We start from the raw sequence: 292 nt of genomic DNA, 5'->3' as shown, positions 1-292 counted from the left end.
ACCTCCCCATGCCGCCCCATCAGGGCCGCGTCCAGGTAGGCCCGGCCCTCGTCATCGACTGCCAGCATGATCGATGATGGGTATCGGGATGACAGTTCCGCCAACCGACGTTGGATCGCAGCAACCAAAGTTTTCTCAGCTTCAGACCTCATCATCGGGAAACTCGGCAGCAGCAAAGCAGTTATCGCAGATGATCTTGTTCGTGAGTGTTATGAGATAATGGATGCCTCCGCATCCAGGGCACGTCCTGGCGTAATGATCGGGATTCATATCTATAATTTCCGGGAACACG

1 protein-coding gene is annotated in these 292 nt (G+C 54.8%); it reads left to right on the top strand.

The genetic code is table 11. The features are described from left to right. Window positions 1-66: 66 nt before the first annotated feature. Window positions 67-292, top strand: a 226-nt coding sequence (locus tag H261_RS26440; protein ID WP_235063055.1) for a hypothetical protein, incomplete at its 3' end; no start/stop codon positions are given.

Source organism: Paramagnetospirillum caucaseum (assembly GCF_000342045.1).
GTDB classification, from domain to species: Bacteria; Pseudomonadota; Alphaproteobacteria; order Rhodospirillales; family Magnetospirillaceae; genus Phaeospirillum; species Phaeospirillum caucaseum.
The sequence above is the reverse complement of the archived record's forward strand: the minus strand, read 5'-3'. Positions and strand labels throughout refer to the sequence as shown.